The organism is Methylobacterium phyllostachyos (assembly GCF_900103445.1).
Lineage (GTDB): Bacteria > Pseudomonadota > Alphaproteobacteria > Rhizobiales > Beijerinckiaceae > Methylobacterium > Methylobacterium phyllostachyos.
Genome location: NZ_FNHS01000007.1, coordinates 122,795 through 139,188 on the forward strand (window position 1 = coordinate 122,795; position 16,394 = coordinate 139,188).

At 69.6% G+C, this 16,394-nt stretch carries 15 protein-coding genes; 6 read left to right on the forward strand and 9 right to left on the reverse strand.

Translation table 11 applies throughout. The features are described from left to right. Window positions 1–8: 8 nt before the first annotated feature. Entirely contained in the window at window positions 9–902 is an 894-nt protein-coding gene (locus tag BLQ49_RS12865; RefSeq protein ID WP_091716313.1) for a LysR family transcriptional regulator, read from the reverse strand. A 170-nt stretch (window positions 903–1,072) separates the two neighbouring features. Between BLQ49_RS12865 and BLQ49_RS12870 the strand changes: the two genes are divergently transcribed. The 6 genes from BLQ49_RS12870 to BLQ49_RS28975 all read left to right on the forward strand — a co-directional run bounded on the left by BLQ49_RS12870 (window position 1,073) and on the right by BLQ49_RS28975 (window position 8,265). Continuing rightward, window positions 1,073–2,593: an ABC transporter substrate-binding protein gene (locus BLQ49_RS12870; protein ID WP_091716314.1), complete on the forward strand. Its 1,521-nt coding sequence runs from the start codon at window positions 1,073–1,075 to the stop codon at window positions 2,591–2,593. Between the two features lie 239 nt (window positions 2,594–2,832). Continuing rightward, window positions 2,833–3,750, forward strand: a complete 918-nt coding sequence (locus tag BLQ49_RS12875; RefSeq protein WP_091716315.1) for an ABC transporter permease — start codon at window positions 2,833–2,835, stop codon at window positions 3,748–3,750. 10 nt (window positions 3,751–3,760) lie between these two features. Further along, entirely contained in the window at window positions 3,761–4,696 is a 936-nt protein-coding gene (locus BLQ49_RS12880) for an ABC transporter permease (protein WP_091716316.1), read from the forward strand. 50 nt (window positions 4,697–4,746) lie between these two features. After that, window positions 4,747–6,168, forward strand: coding sequence for a M20 family metallopeptidase (locus BLQ49_RS12885; protein WP_091716317.1), 1,422 nt, complete (start codon window positions 4,747–4,749; stop codon window positions 6,166–6,168). Between the two features lie 3 nt (window positions 6,169–6,171). After that, window positions 6,172–7,776: an ABC transporter ATP-binding protein gene (locus tag BLQ49_RS12890; protein WP_091716318.1), complete on the forward strand. Its 1,605-nt coding sequence runs from the start codon at window positions 6,172–6,174 to the stop codon at window positions 7,774–7,776. Between the two features lie 189 nt (window positions 7,777–7,965). After that, a complete protein-coding gene (locus BLQ49_RS28975) occupies window positions 7,966–8,265 on the forward strand; it encodes a hypothetical protein (protein ID WP_143012252.1) in 300 nt (99 codons plus the stop codon). 25 nt (window positions 8,266–8,290) lie between these two features. On the opposite strand, the gene BLQ49_RS12895 is transcribed toward BLQ49_RS28975, so the two are convergent. The 8 genes from BLQ49_RS12895 to BLQ49_RS12930 form a co-directional block, all read right to left on the reverse strand. Beyond that, on the reverse strand, window positions 8,291–8,740 hold the full coding sequence (locus tag BLQ49_RS12895; protein ID WP_244507583.1) for a Ros/MucR family transcriptional regulator: 450 nt from the start codon (window positions 8,738–8,740) through the stop codon (window positions 8,291–8,293). A 449-nt stretch (window positions 8,741–9,189) separates the two neighbouring features. After that, the gene (locus BLQ49_RS12900; protein WP_244507569.1) at window positions 9,190–10,140 is read right to left on the reverse strand and encodes an ABC transporter permease; all 951 of its coding nucleotides are present in this window, start codon (window positions 10,138–10,140) and stop codon (window positions 9,190–9,192) included. Beyond that, window positions 10,133–10,906 carry an ABC transporter ATP-binding protein gene (locus BLQ49_RS12905; protein ID WP_091716320.1) on the reverse strand — a complete coding sequence of 258 codons (774 nt, stop codon included), beginning with the start codon at window positions 10,904–10,906 and terminating at the stop codon, window positions 10,133–10,135. The genes BLQ49_RS12900 and BLQ49_RS12905 overlap by 8 nt, the downstream gene beginning before the upstream one ends. Window positions 10,907–11,063: 157 nt before the next feature. Then, window positions 11,064–12,203 (reverse strand): amidohydrolase/deacetylase family metallohydrolase, encoded by a 1,140-nt coding sequence (locus tag BLQ49_RS12910; RefSeq protein WP_091716321.1) that lies wholly within the window; start codon window positions 12,201–12,203, stop codon window positions 11,064–11,066. A gap of 261 nt (window positions 12,204–12,464) precedes the next feature. Then, the gene (locus tag BLQ49_RS12915) at window positions 12,465–13,481 is read right to left on the reverse strand and encodes an ABC transporter ATP-binding protein (protein WP_091716322.1); all 1,017 of its coding nucleotides are present in this window, start codon (window positions 13,479–13,481) and stop codon (window positions 12,465–12,467) included. After that, window positions 13,478–14,476, reverse strand: coding sequence for an ABC transporter ATP-binding protein (locus BLQ49_RS12920; protein ID WP_091716323.1), 999 nt, complete (start codon window positions 14,474–14,476; stop codon window positions 13,478–13,480). Before BLQ49_RS12920 ends, BLQ49_RS12915 begins: the two co-directional genes overlap by 4 nt. Then, window positions 14,476–15,447: an ABC transporter permease gene (locus tag BLQ49_RS12925; RefSeq protein WP_091716324.1), complete on the reverse strand. Its 972-nt coding sequence runs from the start codon at window positions 15,445–15,447 to the stop codon at window positions 14,476–14,478. Before BLQ49_RS12925 ends, BLQ49_RS12920 begins: the two co-directional genes overlap by 1 nt. Beyond that, window positions 15,444–16,385: an ABC transporter permease gene (locus tag BLQ49_RS12930; RefSeq protein WP_091716325.1), complete on the reverse strand. Its 942-nt coding sequence runs from the start codon at window positions 16,383–16,385 to the stop codon at window positions 15,444–15,446. The genes BLQ49_RS12925 and BLQ49_RS12930 overlap by 4 nt, the downstream gene beginning before the upstream one ends. Window positions 16,386–16,394 lie beyond the last annotated feature (9 nt).

Below are 16,394 nucleotides of genomic sequence, written 5' to 3' on the forward strand. Positions count from 1 at the left end.
CAATCGGTCTATGGCGGCGGCAGCGCGTCGATAAGCTGACGCAGGAACGCCCGCACCGCCTTCGGCAGCCGCCGGTCGCGCATGGCCTGGACCTGGATGCCCCGCGCGAGGCCCGCCCGGGCGCGGATCGGCAGGCTAACCAGCTCCTTGAGCTGCACGGGCGTCTGCACCGACAGCGCCGACATCAGCGCCAGCCCGCGCGAGCACCGCACGAAGGGCAGCAGCGTCGAGAGATTGTTGGCGGTCAGAACCGGCTCGACCGCGATGCCCTCCAGCGCGCAGGCGGCGTCGAAGGCCTGCCGCAGGGTCGTGTCGCGGGTCGTCAGCGCGACCGGATAGGCCACCAGATCGGCCAGCCGCAGGACCGAGGCGCCCGCCAGGGGATGGTCGGCGGCGGCGAGCACCCGCATCTCGACCTGCCCGTCGTACAGCACCTCGACCTGCGCGGTGGGCGCGAGCGCGAAGGTGATCCCGAGATCGGCCTCCCCCATGGCCACCGTCTGGGTGACCTGCGCGGGCGGCAGGACCGTCACCTCGAACCGGATGCCCGGATGGGCGGCGTGGAAGGCCGCGATGGCGTTCGGCACGATATCCAAGGCGAAGCCTTCGGCGCTCGCCACCCGGATCAACCCCCGGGCGAGCCCTTCCAGCTCGCGGATTTCCGTGACCACCTGTTCGGCGCGGATCAGCACCTGATGGGCGTGCTGGGCCAGCAGCTCCCCCGCCGGGCTCGGCACCATGCCGCGCGGGCGCCGCTCGAACAGCACGCAGTCGAGCTCGGCCTCCAGGTTGGCGATCTGCCGGCTGATCGCCGAGGCCGCCACGTTGAGCTGTGCGGAGGCCGCAGCAATCGAGCCGGTGCGGGCCACGGCCAGGAAGTAGCGGAGGCCTGTCGTTTGCACTATCCTACCTCGGCAAGACTATACAGCCACATCCGTTGCCGATCCGGCAAGGCAGCACTCGCCAAATTCTACTTGTTGCGATCCCAGATGCACAACATCATCGCAGGGTGAAAAAGGCGGCAGACGCGGATTGCTCCGCGGGACCTGTCCGCCTCGCCGTCGGAGCCTCAATGCCGCTACGGACTCTCACCCTCGCAGCTTCGCTCGCGACCCTGATCGCCGCGCATCCGGCGCTCGCCGGCAAGGCCAACGATACGCTGGTCTACGCCTCCGACAGCGAGCCCGAGAACGTCAGCCCGTATCATAACAGTGCCCGCGAGGGCGTGATCCTGGCCCGGAACTGCTGGGACACGCTGCTGTACCGGGACCCCAAGGACGGCACCTACAAGCCGATGCTGGCGACCGCCTGGACCTGGGCGGACGACACGACCCTCGACCTTACGATCCGCGAGGGCGTGGTCTTCCACAACGGCGACCCGCTCGGGCCGGAGGATGTGGCCTTCACGTTCAACTACGTGCTGACGCCCGAGGCGCGCACCGTCACCCGCCAGAACGTCGACTGGATGAAGTCTGTGGAGGTGACCGGCCCGCACACGGTCCGCATCCACCTGAAGGCGCCCTTCCCGGCGGCGCTCGAATACCTCGCCGGCCCGACCCCGATCTTCCCGGCCGCCTACTTCAAGAAGGTCGGCCTCGACGGCTTCGCCAAGGCGCCGATCGGCAGCGGCCCGTACAGGATCACCAAGGTCGATAGCGGCCGCGGCGTCAGCATGGAGCGGTTCGACAAGTACTGGCCGGACAGCCCCCTCGGGAAACCGAAGATCGGCAAGCTGCAGTTCCGCGTCATCCCGGACGGCGAGAGCCGGATGGCCGAGCTGATGACCGGCGGCGTCGACTGGATCTGGCGGGTGCCGAGCGACCAGGCCGAGCAACTGCGCGCCGCGCCCAACATCACGGTGCTGAACTCCGAGACGATGCGGGTCGGCTTCCTGCAATTCGACACGCTCGGCCGGGCGAAGGAGAACTCGCCGCTCAAGGACGTGCGCGTCCGGCAGGCGATCTCCTACGCCATCGACCGCAAGGCGATGGTCGACAACCTCGTGCGCGGCGCCTCGCGGGTGATGAACGCGCTGTGTTTCGTCGACCAGTTCGGCTGCACCGACCAGGGGGTGATGCGCTACCCCTACGACCCGGCCAAGGCCAAGGCGCTGCTCAAGGAAGCCGGCTATCCGAACGGGTTCGAGATCGACCTCGGCGCCTACCGCGAGCGGGACTATGCCGAGGCGGTGATCGGGTATCTGGGCGCCGTCGGCATCAAGGCGCGGCTCAACTATCTGCGCTACGCGGCGTTCCGGGATTCGCTGCGGGCCGGCAAGGTCTCGATCGGCTACCAGACCTGGGGTTCGTTCTCGGTGCTGGACGTCTCGGCCTTCGACGGGGTGTATTTCCGCGGCGGCGAGGAGGATCTGACCAAGGATCCGCAGGTGATCGCCGACCTGCAGGAGGGCGACGGCTCGACGGATCCCGAGACGCGCAAGGCCGCCTACGCCAAGGCGCTCCAGCGGATCGCCGCGCAGGCCTATGCCCTGCCGATGTTCTCCTACTCGACCAACTACGCCTTCACGTCGGACCTCAATTTCACCGCCCAGCCCGACGAGGTGGCGCGCTTCTACGCGGCGTCGTGGAAGTGAGGGTGGTGGCCGTGGCGCAACGGTCCCCCTCCCCCCTCTGCGGGGGAGGGTGGCCCCTGCGTCAGCAGGGGTCGGGAGAGGGGAGCGACGGTGCAGAATGGGGCGTTGGCCTTCACGAAAGCCGCGCTCTTTCCGGAAGCCGGGTTCCCCTCTCCCGACCCCCTTTGGGGGCCATCCTCCCCCGCAGAGGGGGGAGGGGGTACCCGCGCGATCGTCATCGCCAGGAAGGAGCCTGAGCCATGCTGGCCTTCACGGTTCGGCGCGTGCTGGTCGCCCTGGCGGTGGCCGTCACCGTCTCGGTAGCGAGCTTTCTGCTCCTCCACCTCTCGGGCGACCTCGCCACCGCCATCGCCGGGCCCGAGGCCACCGGGCCGCAGATCGCGCAGATCCGCCAGGATTACGGACTCGACCAGCCGCTGCTCACCCAGTTCTTCACCTGGGGCTGGCGGGCCCTGCACCTCGATTTCGGCAACTCCTTCTACTTCCGCGAGCGGGTCATCGATCTGCTCGCAGCCCGCCTGCCGATCACCCTCTATCTCGGGTTCATCGCGCTCGCCGTCGCGCTGTTCGTGGCCATTCCCCTCGGCGTCATCGCGGCCGTGAAGCGGGACACCTGGATCGACCGTACGGCGCTCGCCGTCTCGGTGCTCGGCCAGGCGATGCCGAGCTTCTGGTTCGGCCTGACGCTGATCCTGATCTTTTCCGTCAACCTCCGCTGGCTGCCGGTCTCGGGCAACGCCAGCTGGAAGAACTTCGTGCTGCCGGCGATCGCGCTCGGCTACTACGCGATGCCGGCCGTGATGCGCCTCACCCGCAACGGCATGCTGGAGGTGCTGGCCTCCGACTATGTCCGCACCGCCCGCGCCAAGGGGCTGCCGCCCCGAAAAATCCTGGTGCGGCACGCGTTGCGCAACGCCGTGATCCCGGTGATTGCGCTCGCGGCGGTGCAGTTCGGCTTCATGCTCGGCGGCTCGATTGTGATCGAGGCGGTGTTCTCGCTCCAAGGCCTCGGGCAGCTCGCCTGGGAGTCGATCGCCCGCAACGACTTCCCGGTCGTCCAGGCGATCGTGCTGGTTCTGGCCATGATCTACATCGGCCTGACGCTCGCCGCCGACCTCTTGAACGCCTTCCTCGACCCGCGCCTGCGCCAGTCGTGAGGATCCGCCGATGAGCCTCCCCCCCGACACGGCGGCGCTCGCCGCCCCAGCCCTGCCGCCGGACGTGCCGATCGCCCTCGCGCCGGTGCCGTCCCCCACCCGGCTGATCCTGCGGCGGGGCCTGCGCCATACCGGCTTCCTGATCGGGGCCGGGATCCTCGGGCTGATCGTGCTGGCGGCCCTCGCCGCCCCGCTCATCGCGCCGCACGACCCCTACGCGCAGGACGTGTCCCGCCGCCTGATCCCGCCGATCTGGCAGGCCAAGGGCACCTGGGACCACGTGCTCGGCACCGACAAGCTCGGCCGCGACTACCTGAGCCGCCTGCTCTACGGCGGCCAGATCTCGCTGCTGATCGGGATCTCGGCGGCGCTGATCTCCGGGCTGATCGGCACGACGCTCGGCCTGTGCGCCGGCTATTTCGGCGGCTGGGTCGATTCGGTGGTGAGCTACATCGTCACCACGCGCCTTGCCATGCCGGTGGTGCTGGTGGCGCTCGCCATGGCGGCGCTGGTCGGCGGCTCCTTGAAGGTGGTGGTGCTGGTGCTGGGCTTCCTGCTGTGGGACCGCTTCGCCGTGGTGACCCGGGCCGCAACCCAGCAGATCCGCAACCAGGATTTCGTCTCGGCCGCCCGCGCCGCCGGGCTCACGGACCTGCGGATCATCGGCCAGGAGATCCTGCCCAACATCATGAACGCGCTGATCGTCGTGGCGACCCTGGAGATGGCCCACGCGATCCTGCTGGAGGCCGCCCTGTCGTTCCTCGGCCTCGGCGTGCAGCCGCCTCTGCCCTCCTGGGGCCTGATGATCGCCGAGGGCAAGCAGTACATGTTCTTCCAGCCCTGGGTGATCACCATCCCGGGCGTGGCGCTCCTCCTCCTCGTGCTGGCGATCAATCTTTTGGGCGACGGCCTGCGCGACATCACGGCGCCCGAGGCGCGCCACTGACGCGCCCGCCCAGCCGGCCCAGCACCAGAATGTTTCACGGGAAACACACCATGACGCGAGACGCCGCCATCGCGCGCGCCACCGAGGCCTTCGATTCAGGTGCGTTCCTCGCGCTCCTACGGGAGGCGGTGGCGATGCCCACCGAGAGCCAGGCCCCCGACCAGGAGGCGGCGCTCCGCGCCTACCTCGACAGCTTCATCGCGCCGCTGGTCAGCCGGCTCGGATTTGAAACTCCAAAAATCTTCCCGAACCCGGACGGGGTGCATGGCCCGTTCCTGATCGCCGAGCGGCACGAGGGCGCCGACCTGCCGACCGTGCTGATCTACGGCCACGGCGACACGGTGCGGGGCTACCCCGAGCAGTGGCGCGAGGGCCTCGGCCCCTGGGAGATCGTGGTCGAGGGCGACCGCTGGTACGGGCGCGGCACCGCCGACAACAAGGGCCAGCACGTCCTCAACCTCGCCGCCCTGGAGCAGGTGATCGCAGCGCGCGAGGGTCATCTCGGTTTCAACGTGAAGCTGCTGATCGAGATGGGCGAGGAATCCGGCTCCCCGGGCCTGCGGCCGTTCTGCCGGGCGCAGGCCGAGGCCCTGCGGTCCGACGTGCTGATCGCCTCGGACGGCCCCCGCCTCAACGGCGAGCGCCCGACCCTCTTCCTGGGCTCCCGCGGCGCCTACAATTTCGAGCTGAGCCTCAACCTGCGGGAGGGCCCGCACCATTCCGGCAACTGGGGCGGCCTGCTACGCAACCCCGGCACGGTGCTGGCCTCGGCGATCGCCTCGATGGTCGATGCCCGCGGCAGCATCCTGGTGGACGCCCTGCGGCCGCCGCCGATCCCCGAGGGCGTGCGCGCGGCGCTTGCCGATATCCGCGTCGGCGAGGACCCGACCGCGCCGAAGATCGATGCCGACTGGGGCGAGCCGGGCCTCACCCCAGCCGAGCGGGTCTTCGCCTGGAACACCCTGGAGGTGCTGGCCTTCAAGACCGGCGATCCCGACGGCCCGCTCAACGCCGTGCCGCCCCACGCCAAGGCGACCCTGCAGCTGCGCTTCGTGGTCGGCACCGACTGGCAGAACCTGATCCAGAACGTGCGCGCCCATCTCGACGCGCACGGTTTCCCGATGATCGAGGTCCGTCCGGCCCGCGCCGCCGAGGTTTTTCAGGCGACCCGGCTGCCGGTTGAAGACCCCTGGGTGGAGTGGGCGCTGGAGTCGATCGAGGCGAGCTCCGGCAAAAAACCGGCGCTGCTGCCCAATCTCGGCGGCTCGCTGCCGAACGACGCCTTCTCGGAAATCTTAGGCCTGCCGACCCTCTGGGTGCCGCATTCCTACCCGGCCTGCCGCCAGCACGGGCCCGACGAGCACATGCTGGCCTCCGGCACCCGCGAGGGCCTGGCGATCATGGCCGGCCTGTTCTGGGATCTGGCCGAAGCCGGACCCGACATCCTCCGTCGCCGCACCGCGAGGGCCTGAACCATGAGCGAGCCGGTCGTCCGCATCCGCGATCTGACGATCGCGCTCCCCAAGGGCGCCGACCGGCCGCACGCGGTCGAGAGCCTGAACCTCGACCTTGAGGCCGGAAAGATCCTCTGCGTGGTCGGGGAATCGGGCTCGGGCAAGTCGATGAGCGCCTACGCGCTGACCGGCCTCCTGCCCCGGGCGCTGAAGCCGACTTCCGGCACGATCCTGTTCGAGGGCCGGGACCTCCTGACCCTCGACGAGCCCGCGTGGCGCCGCTTGCGCGGCCGGCGCATCGCCATGGTGTTCCAGGAGCCGATGACAGCGCTGAACCCGGTGATGCGGATCGGCGATCAGATCGCCGAGATGTTCGAGGCACACAACCTGCTCACCCGCAGCGAGCGCTGGACCCGGGCGGTGGCGCTGGCCACGGAGGTCGGCCTGCCGAACCCCGAGGAAGCGGTGCGGGCCTACCCGCACCAGCTCTCCGGCGGACAGCGGCAGCGGGCGATGATCGCCATGGCGCTGGCGCTGGAGCCCTCGGTGCTGGTCGCCGACGAGCCGACCACGGCGCTCGACGTCACCACCCAGGCCCAGATCCTCCGGCTGATCCGCGACCTGCAGCAGAAGCGCGGGATGAGCGTCCTGTTCATCACCCACGATTTCGGCGTGGTGGCGGAGATCGCCGACCACGTGGCGGTGCTCCAGCGCGGCCGGCTCGTGGAATCCGGTACGGCCGAGGCCGTGCTGCGCAACCCGCAGGCGCCCTACACCCGGGCGCTCCTCGCCGCCGTCCCGAGCCTGACGCCGCCGGCGCGCCCAGCCCCGGCGGCGGCCCCAATCGCCCTGTCGGTGGCCGGCCTGTCGAAGACCTACGCAGGACGCTCCGGCCTGTTCGGCAAGCCGCGGGTGGTGGCGGCGGTCAGGCAAGTCTCCTTCGACGTGCGCCGCGGCGAGACCCTGGGGATCGTGGGCGAATCCGGCTCCGGCAAATCGACCACGGCGCGGCTGGCGATCCGTCTGATCGAGCCCGACGGCGGCACGGTCCGGCTCGGCGACCTCGACTACACGGCGCTGAAGAGCGGCGCCCTGCGCGACAAGCGCAGCCGCATCCAGATGATCTTTCAGGATCCGTTCGCCTCGCTCAATCCCCGGCGCACCGTGGAGCAGATCATCACGGCGGGGCCGATCGCCCATGGGGTCCCGGCCGCCGAGGCGCGGGAACGGGCGCGCAGCCTCCTCGACCTCGTCGGCCTCGATCCGAAGGCCGCCGCCCGTTACCCGAACGCGTTCTCGGGCGGTCAGCGCCAGCGCATCGGCATCGCTCGCGCGCTCGCCATGGAGCCGGACGTGCTGGTGGCCGACGAGGCGGTGTCGGCGCTCGACGTCTCGGTCCAGCGGCAGGTGCTGGACCTGCTGGAGGATCTGAAGCAGAGGTTGTCCCTGGCGATGCTGTTCATCACCCACGATCTGCGGGTGGCCGCCACGATCTGCGACCGGATCGCCGTGATGCACCGGGGCGCCATCGTGGAGATGCGGGGCACCGCCGACCTGTTTGCGGCGCCCGAGCACGCCTACACGCGCAGTCTCCTGGCGGCGGTGCCGGGTGCGCATGCGTCCTAACGGCCTCCGCGGCTGGAGGCGGACGGATGTTGGGACGCTGGGACAAGTTTTTTGGACAGAGCTGCCCTGTCGCAGGGCGGTCGTTTCGGTAGAGTAGCGCCGTGTCGAGGGTCGAGCGCCCCGGCGGACCACGGCCGAAACCGCTATCCGTCCACGCTCGCACCTCGGATGCGGACGGGATGATGCAGCGTGTCGACCTCAGACAAGCCCAACGATATCCGGCGAATCGCTAAGCGCTCCGTGCCGACGGCGCCCCCCGGGCTTCGTCGCGGGTCCGAGAAACGGGACGCCCGCTGGATCGGCCCGGCTTATCGCACGGCAGCGCCGCCCGGCGTGGAGCAAGCGGCCGTGGTGCCGGCGGGCCAGGTCATCAAGCTGAGCTGGGCCGACACGTTCGGCCGGCCCGCCCGTCCGGATTTCGGGCTGGCGTTCCGCTCCGCTCCGATCAGCGCGCAGGTGCTGCCGTTCCGGGACCGCGCAAGCCGATAAGGCCCAGCGGACCGCGCGGCGGCGATCAGCCGTTCGTTCCGGTCCGGCGCTGATCGATCCGGCCACCGGGGACACCGAGTCCGATCGCCTTCGCGAGCGCCGAGCGCTGCGCGGCGTAACCGGGGGCCGTCATCGGGTAATCCTCCGGCAGGCCGTAGCGCTCGCGGTACAACTCGGGCGTCAGGCCGTGAGCGGTGAGGTGGCGCTTCAGCGTCTTGTACGACCGCCCGTCGATGAAGCTGATGATGCCGTCCTGCTGGACCGACTTGCGGATCTGTGCGGGCGTCGGCTGTTCGACCGGCGGCGGTGCCTCGACGGCGGGCTTGCCGCCAAGGTTGTTCAGTGCCGCGTGCACACCCGCCATCAAATCGGGCAGCGTGGTCGGCGGGACAGAGTTGTTCGAGACGTAGGCCGCGACGATCTCGGCAGCCAGCTTGATGCGCTCAAGAGCGCGCTCTGGATTTTGTTCGGGCACGGGGCGAGTCCACTCAAAGCTTTCGTGGGTGACGTCGACAGTTCCAAAAGCAAAAACTCGGGATGTGTCAAGATGCTCTTGACCGACGTCCGGCCTCGGAAAGCGCATTTTGATGCGAGCCGGCTGGGACCCGGTATCGAACAGAAGCATTCATCTGCGTCCGGGCACCGATCTGTGGATATCTACAGGCCTAAAACCGGCGATGGATCGGAAACGCCCCGTCACAGGACGGAATGATCGTTCTGTACGCTGCGAGACCGTTCCCAACGCCATTCAATTGGGGATTGCGCGGCGGAGAGTCGTGCGCCGGCACGCAGGGCGGCGCGGCCGGCGCACGACTCTCCGCCGCGGATCGCGTGTTCAAGGCGCGCGAGCGGCAGGGCATCGCCGCGGCCCTGCCGAGGATGTCGGGCACGTCGGCGTTGATCTCCTGTCCGTACCGGGTCCGCTCAGGCCTGCATGCCCCAGCGGCGGACGGTCCTGGTTTCGAGGGTCTGAAAGATCAGGTTCTCGACCACCAGACCGATCAGGATCACGGTCAGAAGCCCCGCGAACACGTTGGGGATGTCGAGCATGTTCTTGTTCTCGAAGATGAACCAGCCCAATCCCCCCGAGCCGGACGACACCCCGAAGACCAACTCGGCCGCGATCAGCGTGCGCCACGCGAAGGCCCAGCCCACCTTCAGGCCGGTCAGGATCGCCGGGAACGCGGCCGGGATCAGGATCTTCCCGATCAGACGCGGACCCGACAGGCCGTAATTGCGCCCGACCATCGTCAGCGTTCGGCTCACCGACAGGAAGCCCGAATGCGTGTTGAGCGCGATCGCCCAAGTCACGGAGTGCACCAGAACGAAGATCAAGCTGCCGTTGCCCAGCCCGAACCAGATCAGCGCCAGTGGCAGCAGCGCGATCGCCGGTAGCGGGTTGAACATCGCGGTCAGCGTCTCCAGCACGTCCGTGCCCACCCGGGTGGCGATGGCGAGCCCCGTCAGCAGGCTCGCCAGGGCAACGCCGGCGGCGTAGCCCATCAGCAGCACCTTGAGCGAAGACCACGCCCGCGCCGGCAGCGTGCCGTCCGCGATGCCGCGGAAGAACGCCTCCACGGTGGCCGAGAAGGTCGGGAACAGGAGGTCGTTGTCGAGGTAGCGCCCGTAGGCCTCCCAGATCCCCGCCAGCACGGCCAGGATCACCAGCTTGCGCAGCCAGCTCTGGTTGTAGAGCCGCTCGAAGAGCGACAGCGGCTTCTCCACCACCGGCGCGGCCGCCCCGCTCCGCGCCGGCCCGAGCTCGTGCACGATCTCGGGCCGCGCCGCCACGGGCGGGCGGGCTGGGGCGGTGGGCGCGGGCGGCGCGGCGGCCGGTGGGACGGGGATTGGGGCGGCGAGGGGGGCGCTAGACATTCTCGGCGGCCTCCGGGATCTCCTCGGCAAACAGCATCTGCTGGATGCGGCTCTCAAGGCGCAACGCTGCCTCGGGGGTGTCGGCGCTGTTGAGCTCGGCCTTGACCTCGCCCGGGTGGGGCGACAGCAGCAGGATGCGCGCGCCGACCTTGATCGCCTCGGGGATCGAGTGGGTGACGAACAGCACGGTGAAGCGTGTGCCCTCCCACAGGGCCAGAAGCTCGTCCTGCATGCGCCGGCGCGTGAGTGCGTCGAGCGCCGCGAACGGCTCGTCCATCAGCAGGATGTCGGGCTCCATGGCCATGCCGCGGGCGATGGCCACGCGCTGCTTCATGCCGCCCGAGAGCGTGTGCGGGTAGCTGTCGGCGAAGCGCGTCAGATGCACCTTGTCGATATACAGGTCCGCCCGCTCGCGCGCGGCCTTGCCGGTGAGCCGGCCGGAGGCTTCCAGCGCGAACACGACGTTCTGGCGCACCGTCTTCCAGGGGAGGAGCTGGTCGAACTCCTGGAACACCATCATCCGGTCGGGCCCGGGCTGGGTGACCGGCCGGCCCTTGAGGCGGATCTCCCCCTCGGTCGGCGCCATGTAGCCGCCCACGGCTTTCAGGAGCGTCGACTTCCCGCAGCCCGACGGGCCCAGGAGCACGAACCGGTCTCCGGGGAACACTCGGAAGCTCACCCGGTAGGTCGCCGTCACGAGATGGTCGCGCGTCTTGTACCGAAGCGTGACCCCGTCCACCTCAAGGAGAGGGTGATCCGTATCCATCCATCCTCCCGGGCGCCGCGGCTTGGTCCGCGTTTCGCTGAGGGCGCGGCGATGGACCGGCCCTCACGGGAAAGTGTATCGGTGTGCCGAAGACGCTGTAAAGGCCGTTATTCTGTATGTAACAGGACCACAATCCTGGAAGATCCGGCTTCGACCCTCAGACCGGGTGCCACCATCGGCCCTTCAGCACCACGCCTTCCGCGGTGATCCGCTGGGCGCCCTGCATGTGCTCGCCGCGTGTGTCGACGTAGTCGAATGCCCCATCCCGGACCGCCAGCACGGTGGCGTCGCCGAGCGCGCCGACCTTCAGGGTGCCGTACTCCATCCGCTTCACCGCCACGGCGGCGTTCACCGTGGAGGCCGCGATGACGTCGGTGAGGCTCATGCCGAGGCAGAGCATCTTCGACATGGTGGTGACCTGATCGAAGGCCGGCCCGTCGATGCAGAGCTGGTGCACGTCCGACGAGATCGTGTCGGGCAGGAAGCCGCCCGCCATCATGGCCCGCGCCGTCTTGAACGCGAACGAACCCTTGCCGTGGCCGATATCGAACAGCACGCCGCGCGCCCGGGCCTCGCGCAGGGCGGGCTTCACCGCGCCTTGAGCGGTCACGGGGGAATTCGGGAAGGGCCGGAACGCGTGGGTCAGCACGTCGCCGGGGCGCAGCATCGCCAGCACCTCCTCGTAGCTCGGCGGCGGCTCGTCGATATGGGCCATCAGCGGCAGGCCGGTCTCCTCCGCCACCTGCAGGGCGATATTGAGCGGCGCAGTGCCCTGGTCCCCGGAGGAATTGCGCCCGACCCGGACCTTGATGCCGATGATCACGTCCCGGTTGGCCTCGGCGACCTCGACCGCCTCCCGGGGCGCCATGAGGCGCGGATCCTGGCTCTCGCCGACCATGATGGTCTTCGAGAAGGCGTAGATGCCCGCGAAGGAGACGTGCAGGTAGGCGAGGATCCGGGCCTCCGAGCGGTCGATGACGTGCTTCCGGAATCCGGCGAAGTTGCCGGGCCCGGCGCTGCCGGTATCGACCGACGTGGTCACCCCGGAGGTGCGGCAGAATTCGTCGGCGTCGATGCCGATCGAGGTGCCGCCCCAGTAGACGTGGGTGTGCAGGTCGATCAGGCCCGGTGTGACGATCGCGCCGGCCATGTCGCGCACCTGCGTGCCGGGGCCCACCGGCAGGTCGCGGCCGAAGCCCGAGACCCGGCCATCCGCGAAGGCGACATCACAGATCCCGTCATGGTTCTGCGATGGGTCGATAACCCGCGCGCCCTTCAGGATGAGGTCGTGTTGCACGTGAGACTCCAGATGCTTTGACGGGACGCCGAACCGTCATGGTGCGCGAAGCGCGCCGGGGTTTCCGAAGAGCGTGGCCCTTTGGTGGGTCGTCAGGGCGAAGCCCTGACAGATCGGGCGCAGCCCGACGATCGGGCACAGCCCGACGATCGGGCGCAGCCCGACAGCAGGGCTCTGCCCTGCACCCGCAAAAGGTCCCGGACCTTTTGAAAGCACGACGTGCTCTGGTCCGGCGCCGGCGCGGCGAGCGTGATCATCATGTCAGGCCGCCTGCGCGGGGACGGCCGTGTCGTTGAGGTGGCAGGCGGCGAAGTGGCCGGCGCCCACGGGATCGAGGCCCGGTACCTCTGTCCGGCAGCGGTCGAAGGCGTGCGGGCAGCGGGTGTGGAAGCGGCAGCCCGACGGCGGGTTGATCGGGCTCGGCACGTCGCCCTTGAGCACGATGCGCGTCCGGCCGGCCCCCGGCTCGGGGATCGGCACCGCCGAGAGCAGGGCCTGGGTGTAGGGGTGCTTGGGCGCCAGGAAGATGTCGCGGCGCGGGCCGATCTCGACGATCGTGCCGAGATACATCACCGCCACCCGGTGGGTCATGTGCTCGACGATCGCGAGGTCGTGCGAGATGAACAGCATGGCGAGGTCGAGCTCGCGCTGGAGCTCGCGCAGCAGGTTGACGATCTGGGCCTTCACCGAGACGTCGAGCGCCGAGACCGCCTCGTCGCAGATGATGAGGTCCGGCTCGGCGGCGAGCGCCCGGGCGATGCCGATGCGCTGGCGCTGGCCGCCCGAGAACTCGTGCGGGAAGCGTCCCAGCGCCTCCCGCGGCAGGCCGACCCGCTCCATCAGGCTGGCGAGCCGGCTCTCGAGGTCGGCTTTGTTCCGGGCGAGGCCGAAATTGCGGATCGGCTCGGCCAGGATCGCCCGCACCCGCATCCGCGGGTTCAGCGACGAGAACGGATCCTGGAACACCATCTGGATGTGGCGCCGCAGGGGCCGCAGCGTCCCGGGCGAGAGGTCGTCGATCCGGCGCCCATCGAGCACCACCTGACCGGCGGTGGGCGCGTAGAGCCGCATCAAGGCCTTGGCGACCGTGGACTTGCCGCAGCCGGATTCACCCACGAGCGAGAGGGTCTCGCCCCGGGCCACCGTGAAGGACAGGCCGTCCACCGCCTTGAGCACGCGCTTGGACTGGCCGAACAGGCCGCCGCCGAGGGCGAAGTGCTTCTTGAGGTCGTTGACCTCCAGCAGGGTGCGGGGGGCGGGTGCGGGCGTGGCGCTCATGCCGCGAGGGCGTCCTTCGGCGCGTAATGGCAGGCGGCGAGGTGGCCCGGCGCCTTCGGCTCCAGGGCCGGGGCGTAGGCGCGGCACAGGTCGGTCACGTCCGGGCAGCGGCCGGCGAAGACGCAGCCCTCGATCCGACCTTTGAGGCTCGGCACCATGCCGGGGATCTCGGCGAGCCGTTCGTCGCCGCCGTGCTCGACCGCGCCGAGCTTCGGCACCGCCCCCATCAGGCCCCGGGTGTAGGGATGGCGCGGCGCCCGGAACAGGTCGCGGACCGGCGCCTCCTCGACCTTGCGGCCGGCATACATCACCACCACCCGGTCGGCGACCTCGGCCACGACGCCGAGATCATGGGTGATCAGCATGATGGCGGCCCCGACCCGGGCCTTCAGGTCGCGCATCAGGTCGAGGATCTGGGCCTGGATGGTCACGTCGAGGGCCGTGGTGGGCTCGTCGGCGATGAGCAGCTTAGGCGAGCAGGCGAGCGCGATGGCGATCATCACCCGCTGGCGCATGCCGCCGGAGAGCTGGTGCGGGTATTCCCGCACCCGCCGCCGCGGCTCGGGGATGCCGACCAGCGTCAGCATCTCCACCGCCCGCTCCTCGGCGGCGCGCCGGCTGAGGCCCTGGTGCAGGCGCAGGGTCTCGCCGATCTGGCGGCCGACCGTCAGCACCGGGTTCAGCGAGGTCATCGGCTCCTGGAAGATCACGCTGATGTCGTTGCCGCGGATCTTGCGCATGGCGCTGTTCGGCAGATCGAGGAGGTTTTTTCCTTCGAACTTGATCGCGCCGGCGATGCGGGCCGGCGGCTCGGGCAGGAGCCGCAGGATCGACATCGAGGTCACCGACTTGCCGCAGCCGGATTCGCCCACGATCGCCAGGGTCTCGCCGGAGCCGATCGCGAACGACACCCCATCCACCGCCCGGTTCACCCCGTCGGGGGTGCGGAAATGGACCTGCAGGTTCTCGATCGACAGGAGGGGTGCGCCGCTCATCAGACGTCCTTCGCCATGCGGGGATCGAGGGCGTCGCGCAGGCCGTCACCCACGAGGTTCACGGCGAGCACCGTCATGGAGAGGAAGATGGCCGGGAACAGGATGATGTAGAACTTCACCTGCCAGAGCGCCCGGCCCTCGGCCATGATGTTGCCCCAGGAGGGCGTCGAGGGCGGCACGCCCGCGCCGATGAACGACAGGATCGCCTCGGTGATCATCGCGGAGGCGCAGATGTAGGTCGCCTGCACGGTCATGGGCGCGAGCGTGTTGGGCAGGATGTGGCGCCAGATGATCGCAGGCATCCGGGTGCCCGTGGTCACGGCCGCCTCGACGTAGGGCTGCTCACGCAGCGACAGCACCACGCCGCGCACGAGGCGGGCGACGCGGGGGATCTCCGCGATGGTGATGGCGATGATCACGTTCTGGACCGAGCCGCGGGTCAGCGCCATCAGCGCGATGGCGAGCAGGATCGGCGGGATCGACATCATGCCGTCGACGACCCGCATCACCACGCCGTCGAGCCAGCGCACCATGCCGGAGACGAGCCCGACCGCCAGCCCCGCGACCGAGGCGAGGAATGCCACCGCGAAGCCGACCAGCAGCGAGACCCGGGCGCCGTACACCACCCGCGAATAGACGTCGCGGCCGAGCATGTCGGTGCCGAACCAGTACTGCGCGGAGGGCATCCGGGTGCGCTTGGCCGGCGCGAGGGCGGTCGGGTCGACCGTGCCGAGCCACGGCGCCAGCAAGGCCATCAGGAAGACGATGAGGAGCATCACGCCGCCGACCACGATGGTCGGGTTGCGGCGGACATAGGTCCAGACCTTGCCCCTGTGCTTGCGCACCGGGATCACGTCCGGCAGCGGCGCCGCGACGGCGAGGCCCGGGGGCGGGGGGGCCTTGGGCAGGCCTCCGGGCGGGGCGCCCGCCTGCGGGACGCGATCGGGGAAGGGCGCGACGGTCGCGGTCAATAGCGGATCCTCGGGTCGAGCAATGTGTAGAAGAGGTCGATGGCGAGGTTCACGAGCACGTAGACGAAGCTGAACAGCAGCACGATGCCCTGGATGATCGGGTAATCGCGCCGCAGGATGGCATCCACGGTGAGGCGCCCGAGGCCGGGGATCGCGAAGACCGTCTCGGTCACCACCGCGCCGCCGATCAGCAGGGCGATGCCGATGCCGATCACGGTGACGATCGGCACCGCGGCGTTCTTGAGGGCGTGGACGAACAGGACCGGCCCCTGCGCCAGCCCCTTGGCGCGCGCGGTGCGCACGTAATCCTGGCTCAGCACGTCGAGCATGGTGGCCCGGGTCACCCGGGCGATCAGCGCGATGTAGACGAGGCCGAGCGTCACCGCTGGCAGGATCAGGTGGGACAGCCAGGGCCAGAGCCCCTGCTCGATCGGCGTGTAGCCCTGCACGGGCAGCCAGCCGAGCTGAAGGGCGAAGACGTAGGCCAGGATGTAGCCGACCACGAAGACCGGCACAGAGAAGCCCGTTACGGCGAGCCCCATCACGAGGCGGTCGATCAGGCTGCCGGCCTTCCAGGCGGCGACGACGCCGAGCGGCACCGCCACCGCGATGGCGAAGACCAGGGTGACGAGCATCAGCGAGACGGTGGGCTGCACCCGCTGGCCGATCATGGTGGTGACCGGCAGGTTGGTGAAGATCGAGGTGCCGAGGTCCCCGTGCAGGATGTGCCAGGACCATTCCCCGAACCGCACCAGGAAGGGCCGGTCGAGGCCGAGCGTGGCCCGGATGCGGATGATATCCTCGGGGCTCGCCTGATCGCCCGCGATGATGGCGGCCGGATCCCCGGGGGCGAAGTAGAGGAGGCTGAAGACGAACAGCCCGACCACCGCCATGACGGGGATGGTGGCGAGGATGCGCCTGCCGATATAGCCGAGCATGGGGTGTCT